7 protein-coding genes are annotated in these 8,700 nt (G+C 69.9%); 6 read left to right on the top strand and 1 reads right to left on the bottom strand.

The genetic code is table 11. From position 1 onward, the window contains the following. Positions 1–157 precede the first annotated feature (157 nt). The 6 genes from sbnB (at position 158) to ACZ7M7_RS34690 (ending at position 7,405) form a co-directional block, all read left to right on the top strand. On the top strand, positions 158–1,156 hold the full coding sequence (sbnB, locus tag ACZ7M7_RS34715; RefSeq protein WP_472123898.1) for a 2,3-diaminopropionate biosynthesis protein SbnB: 999 nt from the start codon (positions 158–160) through the stop codon (positions 1,154–1,156). A gap of 53 nt (positions 1,157–1,209) precedes the next feature. Further along, entirely contained in the window at positions 1,210–2,316 is a 1,107-nt protein-coding gene (locus tag ACZ7M7_RS34710; RefSeq protein WP_472123895.1) for a hypothetical protein, read from the top strand. A 32-nt stretch (positions 2,317–2,348) separates the two neighbouring features. Next, on the top strand, positions 2,349–3,287 hold the full coding sequence (locus ACZ7M7_RS34705) for a TauD/TfdA family dioxygenase (RefSeq protein ID WP_383633596.1): 939 nt from the start codon (positions 2,349–2,351) through the stop codon (positions 3,285–3,287). Between the two features lie 173 nt (positions 3,288–3,460). Further along, positions 3,461–5,053 (top strand): phosphoglycerate dehydrogenase, encoded by a 1,593-nt coding sequence (serA, locus tag ACZ7M7_RS34700; RefSeq protein ID WP_472123892.1) that lies wholly within the window; start codon positions 3,461–3,463, stop codon positions 5,051–5,053. A gap of 237 nt (positions 5,054–5,290) precedes the next feature. After that, a complete protein-coding gene (locus ACZ7M7_RS34695) occupies positions 5,291–6,328 on the top strand; it encodes a helix-turn-helix domain-containing protein (protein WP_472123889.1) in 1,038 nt (345 codons plus the stop codon). A gap of 237 nt (positions 6,329–6,565) precedes the next feature. Beyond that, entirely contained in the window at positions 6,566–7,405 is an 840-nt protein-coding gene (locus ACZ7M7_RS34690) for a helix-turn-helix transcriptional regulator (RefSeq protein WP_472123886.1), read from the top strand. A gap of 344 nt (positions 7,406–7,749) precedes the next feature. On the opposite strand, the gene ACZ7M7_RS34685 is transcribed toward ACZ7M7_RS34690, so the two are convergent. Beyond that, positions 7,750–8,700, bottom strand: a 951-nt coding sequence (locus ACZ7M7_RS34685; RefSeq protein ID WP_472123883.1) for a condensation domain-containing protein, incomplete at its 5' end; no start/stop codon positions are given.

Here is an 8,700-nt window from a genome sequence, read left to right as displayed (position 1 = left end):
CCTGGGGGAGACCCCGGCCCCGGCTGTGTCCGCCTCCCGGGCCGGGCGGCGGTGATCGCGCTCTCGACCCCGACACGATCCGTTCCGATCCGACGCGCCGGCGCCGACTGCTGTTCCCGGGCGGCCGCGCGCACCTGTGGAAGGACTGAATCCCGTCATGCTCATCCTGCGGCACTCCGAGGTCGCGCAGATCCTCGACGGCCGTGAACTCGACAACATCCGGACCGTGGCCGACGCCTACCGCGTGCACGCGCAGGGCGACACCGCGGTGCCGCACTCCGTGTTCCTCCGCTTTCCCGGTCAGCCGCGCAACCGCATCATCGGCCTGCCCGCCTACCGGGGCGGGCAGAAGCCGGTCGCGGGCATGAAGTGGATCGCCTCCTTCCCCGCCAACATCGAGCGGGGCATCGAGCGGGCCAGCGCGTCGATCATCCTCAACTCGCTGGAGACGGGGCGGCCCGAGGCCCTGATCGAGGGCTCTCTGATCTCCGCCACGCGCACCGCCGCCAGCGCCGCGCTCGCCGCCGAGGTGCTCACCCGCGGCCGTCGCCCGGACGGCCTGGCGCTGGTCGGCTGCGGGGTCATCAACATGGAGATCCTGCGCCATGTGCGGGCGGCTCTGCCGGGTCTGAGGACGCTGTCCCTGTACGACAGTTCCCCGCAGCGGGCCGCCGAGTTCGCCGCCCGGGCCGCCGCGGTGCTGCCGGGTGCCGAGGTGGTCACGCTCGACAGCGCGGAGCAGGCGCTCGCGGCGCACGGCCTGGTCTCCATCGCCACCTCGGCGATCGAGCCGCACCTGGACCTCAAGGCGGCGGTGCCGGGCACGGTCGTACTGCACATCTCACTGCGCGACCTGCTGCCCGAGTCGCTGCTCGACGCGCACAACATCGTCGACGACGTCGATCACGCGGTGCGCGAGCGCACCTCGCTGGACCTGGCCGTACAGGCCGCGGGTCACCGCGAGTTCATCGATCCGCCCATCGGCCGGCTGCTCCTCGACGAAGGCACCGACGAGGCGTTCGTCCCGGCGCCGGGCCGCACCGTCGTCTACGCACCTTTCGGGCTCGGTGTCCTGGACATCGCCCTGGCCGACGACGTCCTCACCGCCGCCCGCGCCCAGGGGCTCGGTGTGGAGGTGGAGGGCTTCCTGCCGTGATCTCGACCCGTCATGACCGTACGCACCACGCCGGAATCGACACGGGAGCACACATGACCAGAAGCACCTCCCACGGGCGACGCGTCGCCTCGGTCCTCGCCACGGCCGCCGCCGCAGCCGTCGGTCTCGGTCTCGTGGCGTCGCCGGCGAGCGCCGCGACCGGCTGGGACTCACTGACCGTGCCCGTCGCCAACCACAGGACGTCAGTTCTGCCCGTCGACGGCCAGAACCTCTTCGCGCGGACCCAGAGCATCTGCTTCGACGAGTGCACGCCCACCGTGCGGCTGTGGCAGAAAACCGGCGACACGTACAAGCAGCTGGTCCCGCCCGCCGAGGCGGCGCCCGACGTCATGGCCGGCACCGCCACCGACGACCTGTGGGTCTTCGGCACCAGGTGGGCGTCCACCGGCAGCAACCGGATCCACCACTACAACGGCAGCACGTGGTCGGCGAACCTCAGCCCCGACCCCAAGGGCCTGGAGGTCGCCGACGCCGAGGCCGTCGCCAGGAACAGCGTGTGGGGCGCGGGCAGTGTCCGCGTCGAGGGCGCCCCGACCGGCTGGTACCCCGCCGTGAGTCACTGGGACGGCCAGGGCTGGAAGACCACCAAGTTCGACTTCGAGGGCACGTTCGACGCCATCGACGTGCGGTCCGAGAACGACATCTGGGCCGTCGGGTACCGCGACAGGAATGTCACCCACACCGAGCGCGACTACCAGCCGCTCGCCATGCACTACGACGGCACCGGCTGGCGTGAGGTCCCCGTCCCCGAGACCCCGGACAGCATGTACATCCTGCGTGATGTGATCAGCAACGGGCCGAACGACGTGTGGGTCGCCTCCGGCAAGCGGGTGAGCCACTGGAACGGGAGCGTCTGGACGCGCCACGACGTCTCCGGCGAATCCGGTGCCGGGGTGTCGTTCGGCTCCCACGGCGGTCAGGTCCACGCCGGTGTCAACAGCTTCGGCAACCACCCGAAACTGCTCCGCTGGAACGGCACGGCGTGGACGCAGGACACCACGCTCACCAAGGGCACGGACGTCGATCAACTGGCCGAAGCCGGCGACGGCTCGCTGTACGCCGTCACCAGCTCGGGCGACGGCGTCTTCAGCCCCTTCACTCCTCACCTGTCCCGGCTCGCCCCGCCGACCGCGGGCTGATCCACACCGCACCACACGAGAGGAACCGATCCATGAGCGACCGCAACGGCTGGGCGCCGTTGGAGGTGACGCCGGGAGACATCGGCGCCGACGGCACACCCGAGGCACTCGTCGAGCACCTGAACTCCGCCGACCTGGACACACTGCTCGTCCGGGAGAAGGCCGTGGTCTTCCGCGGGTTCAAGGTGCCCGCCGACGGACTCGACCCGGTGCTCGACCGCCTGCTGCCGCGCCGCCTGGCCTATGTGCACGGCAACTCGCCGCGTACCAAGGTGGGTTCGAACGTATACACCTCCACGGAGTACCCGCCGGAGTACACCATCTCGATGCACAACGAGATGTCGTACGCCCACGCCTGGCCCACCCGCCTCGCCTTCTACTGTGCGGTCGCGCCCGCGACCGGCGGCGCCACTCCGGTCGTGGACGCGGCGCTGTGGCTGGAGTCCCTGGACGACGAGGTGCGCGAGGCCTTCCGGAGCGGTGTGCGCTACACGCAGAACCTGCACGGCGGCAAGGGACTCGGCAAGAGCTGGCAGGACACCTTCGAGACGGAGCAGCAGGACGAGGTCGACGCCTTCCTCAAGGATGCCGGGGCCGACTGGAGTTGGGGGCCGGGCAACAGCCTGATGGTCAGCCAGGTGCGCCACTCCACGGTCCGCCACCCGGACACCGGGACCGAGGTCTGGTTCAACCAGTCCGACCAGTGGCACCCGGCCTCGCTCGGCGATGAGACGGCCAAGGCCCTGGCCCAGATCATGCCGGCGAGCGAACTGCCGCAGTACGTGACCTTTGCGGACGGCTCCCCGATCCCTGACGCATATGTGCTCCAGGTGCGCGACCGGGGCCTGGAGCACGCTGTCGACGTCGACTGGCACGAGGGCGATCTGCTGGTCATCGACAACCTGCTCGTGGGCCACGGGCGCCGCCCGTTCACCGGGCCGCGGCGGGTCCTCGTCGCCATGTCGGACTGAGCGCTCTCCGACTCCAGCCCGCAGCGGGGCCAGGGCCCGGTACATCACCGGCCCTGGCCCCGCTCACTTCCACGGCCGCCGCCGCACCGTGATCCGCACGAGTGCGGCGGCCTTCCTCCCCCGACCTCCCGCCGGGCGGACCTGCCCGGCCCGCACAGACAGGCCAGTCCCCCGTGACGCTTCACCCCGTCGTCCTGATCGCCGAAGAGCTGTCCCCGGCCACCGTCGACGCCCTCGGCCCCGATGTGGACGTGCGCCACGTCGACGGCTCCGATCGCGCCGCCCTTCTGCCCGCCCTCGCCGACGCCGACGCGGTGCTGGTGCGCAGCGCCACCCGGCTGGACCGGGAGGCGATCGCCGCCGGCCCGCGGCTGAGGATCGTCGCCCGGGCCGGGGTCGGCCTGGACAACGTCGACATCCCTGCCGCCACCGAGGCCGGTGTCGTGGTCGCCAACGCGCCGGTCTCCAATGTCACCAGCGCAGCCGAGCTGACGGTGGGTCTGCTGCTGGCCGTCGCCCGCAACATCCCCCAGGCCGACACCGCGCTGAAGAGCGGTTCCTGGCAGCGCAGCCGCTGGTCCGGCGTGGAGCTGAGCGGCAAGGTCCTCGGCATCGTCGGCCTCGGCCGCATCGGCGGCCTGGTGGCCCGGCGCATGGCCGCCTTCGGGATGGACTTGGTGGCCTACGACCCGTATGTGACCGCCGCCCAGGCGGCCGCCGTCGGGGTGCGGCTGCTGTCCCTCGACGAACTCCTCGCCCAGTGCGACTTCCTCACCGTCCATCTGCCGCGCACTCCGGAGACGACGGGCCTGATCGGCTTCGACGCCCTGCGCAAGGTGAAGCCGACCGTGCGCGTCGTGAATGCGGCCCGTGGCGGCATCATCGACGAGAACGAGCTGTACGCGGCACTCAAGGAGGGCCGCGTCGCGGGCGCCGCACTCGATGTGTACGCCAGTGAACCGTGCACCGACTCGCCCCTGTTCGCGCTCGACAACGTGGTGGTCACACCGCACTTGGGGGCCTCCACCGCGGAGGCCCAGGAGAAGGCGGGCGTGGCCGCGGCCCGTTCCGTCCGGCTCGCGCTCGCGGGTGAACATGTGCCGGACGCCGTCAACGTCCAGGGCGGCCCGGTCGCGGAGGCGGTGCGTCCGTGGATTGCGCTGACCGAGCGGCTCGGCCGGGTCTTCACCCGGTCCGCGGGCGGCACCCCCGTCCAGCTGGAGGTCCGGCTGTCGGGCGAGATCGCGGAGTCGGCCACGCCGGTGCTGGAACTCGCTGCGCTCAAGGGGGTGCTGGACGGAGCCGCCGCGAGCGCGGTGAGCCATGTGAACGCCTCGCTGGTCGCCAGGGAGCGTGGTCTGGCCTCGCGGCTGACGACCTGCCAGGACGGCGGCGGCCACCGTTCCACGATCACCCTGCACGGCATCTTCTCCGACGGCCGTGTCGTCACCGTCACCGGCATGCTCGCCGGAATGCGTCTTCAGGAGCGGCTGGTCGAGGCGCTGGGTCACGAGCTGGACCTGCCGCTCGCCGGCGACCTCTGCTTCCTGCGCTACCCGGACCGGCCGGGGGCAGTCGGCCTGATCGGCGGTGAGTTCGCCGCGGAGGGCGTCAACATCGCCGCCATGCAGGTCTCCCGGGACTCCGGCCGGACCACCGCGCTGGCCGGTTTCTGCGTCGACGCCCCTGTCCCCACGACCGCGCTCGCCCGGGCAGCCGCCGCCGTGGACGCCGACCTGACCTGGCTCGTTCCGGCCGCTGACTGACCTTTCGAAGAACTCGCTACGGGGACTATTCAGGAAATCTCCTGAATAGTGAAGTTGTGAAATTTACCGTCACAAGATCGAACCGACTGATTTACAATCCGTAGGAGATCTACGCCGATCACACGACCTATCTACAGCTGCCACGGGATGGAATCTTCTGGATGACGTGCAGCCCCGCACTTGATTCCCCTCCAGTGAGCAATCAGGCCAGCACGCAGGGCCACTTGGGAGACGCCGGTGTTAACCAACAGTCTCGGCTTGCATCCGGACGAGGAGTCCGCGTACCGGGCGATGCTCACGAACTCCCACATGAGCGTCACCGAGCTCGCCACCCACCTCGGCTGGCCCACCGGCAGAGTCTCCGCCGCCATCAACCGCCTGGCCCGGCGCTCCCTCGTACGGCTCCCCCCGAACAGCTCCGGCCGGCCGGTGCTCGTCCGGCCCGAACTGGCCCTGGCTGCGTTGCTCCTCGACGAGGAGGCCACTCTGCTCGACCACCGCAAGCGGGTGGCCGCCAGCAGCACCGCGGTCACCCAGGTGATAGCCGCGTACAACGCCCCGGAAGACCGCCCCGACGTCGTACGACTGCCGGGCCCGGATGCGGTGCAGGAGAGGATCGACCAGTTCGCGGCGGCCTGCCACGTGGAGATCGCGGCACTGGAGGTCAACAACTCCTCCTCGGCCGAGCGTCTGGAGGCCGCCGAGCGACTCGATTCGGCGATGCTGGACCGCCGGGTCGACCTCCGCCGCGTTTACCCCGACGGCGCGCGCAGCGACACGGCTACGGTCCAGTACGCCGACCGGCTGACCACCCGGGGCGGACAGGTGCGTACGGCGCGGCATCTGCCGCCCCAAATGATCATCTTTGACCGTTATTCGGCCATCGTGCCCATCGACCCCGCGCAACCGGACGCCGAGGCTGTGGCGATCCAGGGCACGGGCGCCGTCAGGGCCCTGCTCACCCTCTTCGACCACGTGTGGGAGCAGGCCACCCCCCTGGGCTCGACGGCGGACGACGACGCGGACGAGTTCACCGACCAGGAACGCACTCTGCTCGAACTGTTGTGCGCAGGCGACACCGACGAGGTGATCGCGCGCAGGCTCGGGGTGTCCGTCCGCACCGGTCGGCGCCTCACCTCGGGGCTCATGAACCGCCTCGGCGCGCGCAGCCGCTTCCAGGCGGGCGTACTGGCGGCAACGCGCGGCTGGGTGCTGCCACCCGAGCCCCAGGACGCGACACCGCGCACGGCGGCCGAGCCGAAGGCCACTGGGTGATCCTCATTCTGCCCGCACGGCGTTGGGGCAGAATATCCAGCCGACACGCGACGCGGACGTCTGCGTGTTCAAGAAAAACGGGGGAACACCATGCCGGACAACCTGGAAATAGACTGCGACGAAGAATTCGTTTACCAAGTACTGCTGGAAAAACCGAATCTCAACGTGGCCGGCCTTTCCGAAACTCTCGGTTGGTCTCCGGAAAGAGTGACCGCGGCCTTCAACAAACTGATCCACATGTCCTCACTGAATCCCGGAAGCGAGGACGCGAGGCGCAGAACGAGCCGGATCAGGCGCAGCCTCATCTCGTTCCTGGACCGCCAGGAGGAGGAGCTGATCCGGCGCCAGGCGGAGATCGTCACCAGCCGTCAGGTGATCTTCCAGCTGCTCGCCGAGCAGGCCGAGGCCGGCCCGGCCGACGAACACAGGGGGGCCCGGCGGCTGGAGGGCAGGGAGGCGATCCAGTCCCTCATCCGGACCATGGCCGACACCTGCACGTCCGAGGTCGCCGTCTTCGCCACCGGTGGTGGCCAGCCGGCCGAGAGCCTGGAGGCGGCCAAGCCGCTCGACTCCACAGTCCTGGAGCGGGGGGTGAGCGTGCGCTACGTCTACCTCGACAGCGTCCGCAACGACGGTGCCACCACGGCGTACGCACAGTGGCTGACCCGGAAGGGTGGGCAGGTACGGACGGTGCCGCACCTGCCCACACGCCTGCTCATCTATGACCGGGCCCTGGCGATCGTCCCCGTGAACCCGCAGGTCGCGGATGCCGCCGTACTCGCTCTTGAGGACGTGGGCGTGGTCAATGCCCTGCAGGCCCTCTTCGAACGGACCTGGGACCAGGCGTCCCCCCTCGGCGAGGACCGCACCCGGGACTCACACGGGCTCACCGCGCAGGAGCGTGCCGTACTGGAGCTCCTCGCCCGGGGGCTCACCGACGAGATGATCGCCCGCAAGCTGGCAGTGTCCGTGCGCACCGTGCGCCGCATGACGGCCGGCATGATGAACCGCCTCAAGGCGGCCAGTCGTTTCCAGGCCGGTGTGCTTGCCGTCGCGCGGGGCTGGCTCCGCGGTTGACGTCCGGTTGCGGATCACGGTCCCCAGGTGTTGTCCAGCGGACTGGGAGCGTCCTCCGCACTGAACCCGGACACCTGACCGGCCTGGTGTGCGCTCACCGGGGACGCGGCGACCCCCGCCGCCGTCGCGGCCAGAACGGCGACAATAGGCACCAGCAAAGTGAGCTTCAGTCGTTTCAAGCCCTTCACAACGGACCTTTCTTGTTGCTTTTTCAACCCTCGTTTCGACGTGTTCGATTATTTCAGGGCAATTCCACGGGCCGCCAGCGCACTTGATGTCCACTTCTACCTGTGGCAGGAGCCTGCCATCACTGCCATCCGTGACAGGCTCCGGCCACCGTTGGATCAGTAGCCTCCCCACTCCACGAGGAGTTGGTTTCGCTCCTGTTCGGTGAGTAGGTCGATGCCGCCGACCGGGCGCTCAGGATCCTCTGCCAGGGTCTCCAGCAGATGCAGGACCCGGTCGAGCAGCCGCTGCGCCTCGTCGCGCGTGTAGAGATCCGGCAGGTATCCCAGCCGCAGACCGAGACTGCCGCCGTCCGGCACGACGGCCATGCGGAGCGGGTAGTGGGTGGCGTCCTCGTTGTCGACGTCGAGCACCTCGAGGTCACCGAGAACCGAGTCGAGGACCGACGGGTCCAGGGGGTAGTTCGTCAGCACCGTGGTGGTGTCGAAGAGGGCGCCGAAGCCGGTGTGCCGCTGGATGTCGGACAGCCCGTAGTGGTGGTGCGGGATCAGCGCCGACTGCTCCGCCTGCAGCCGGGTCAGCAACCCGATCACCGGCTCCTCCGGGCGCAGGCGCACCCGTACCGGCAGGGTGTTGATGAACAGGCCGAGCATCCGCTCGACCCCCTCCAGCTCCGGCGGCCGACCCGAGACCGTGGCACCGAAGACCACGTCCTCCCGGCCCGTCTGCCGCGCCAGCAGCAGACCCCACACACCCTGGATGACGGTGTTCAGCGTCACCCCGTACCGACGCCCGGTCGCGGCCAGGGCCCCGGTGAGTTCCTTGGGCATCTCCGTACGGACCATGTCCTGTACAGGGCTGTGGTCGTGGGTGGTCCCGGCGGCGACGAGGGTCGGTTCGGGCAGCCCTTCGAGCGCCGAGGCCCACGCCTTCTCCGCCGCTGGCCGGTCCTGCCGCGCCAGCCACGCCAGATACTCCCGATACGGCGTCACCGCCGGCAGCCCCGCGTCCTCGCCCCCGGCCGCATACAGCCGGAACAACTCCTCCACCAGCACCGGAACCGACCAGCCGTCCCACAGAATGTGATGACCCGTCAACACAATCCGGTA

This window comes from Streptomyces sp. NPDC111606, from assembly GCF_055656945.1.
This window is presented reverse-complemented; position numbering and strand designations above follow the sequence as displayed.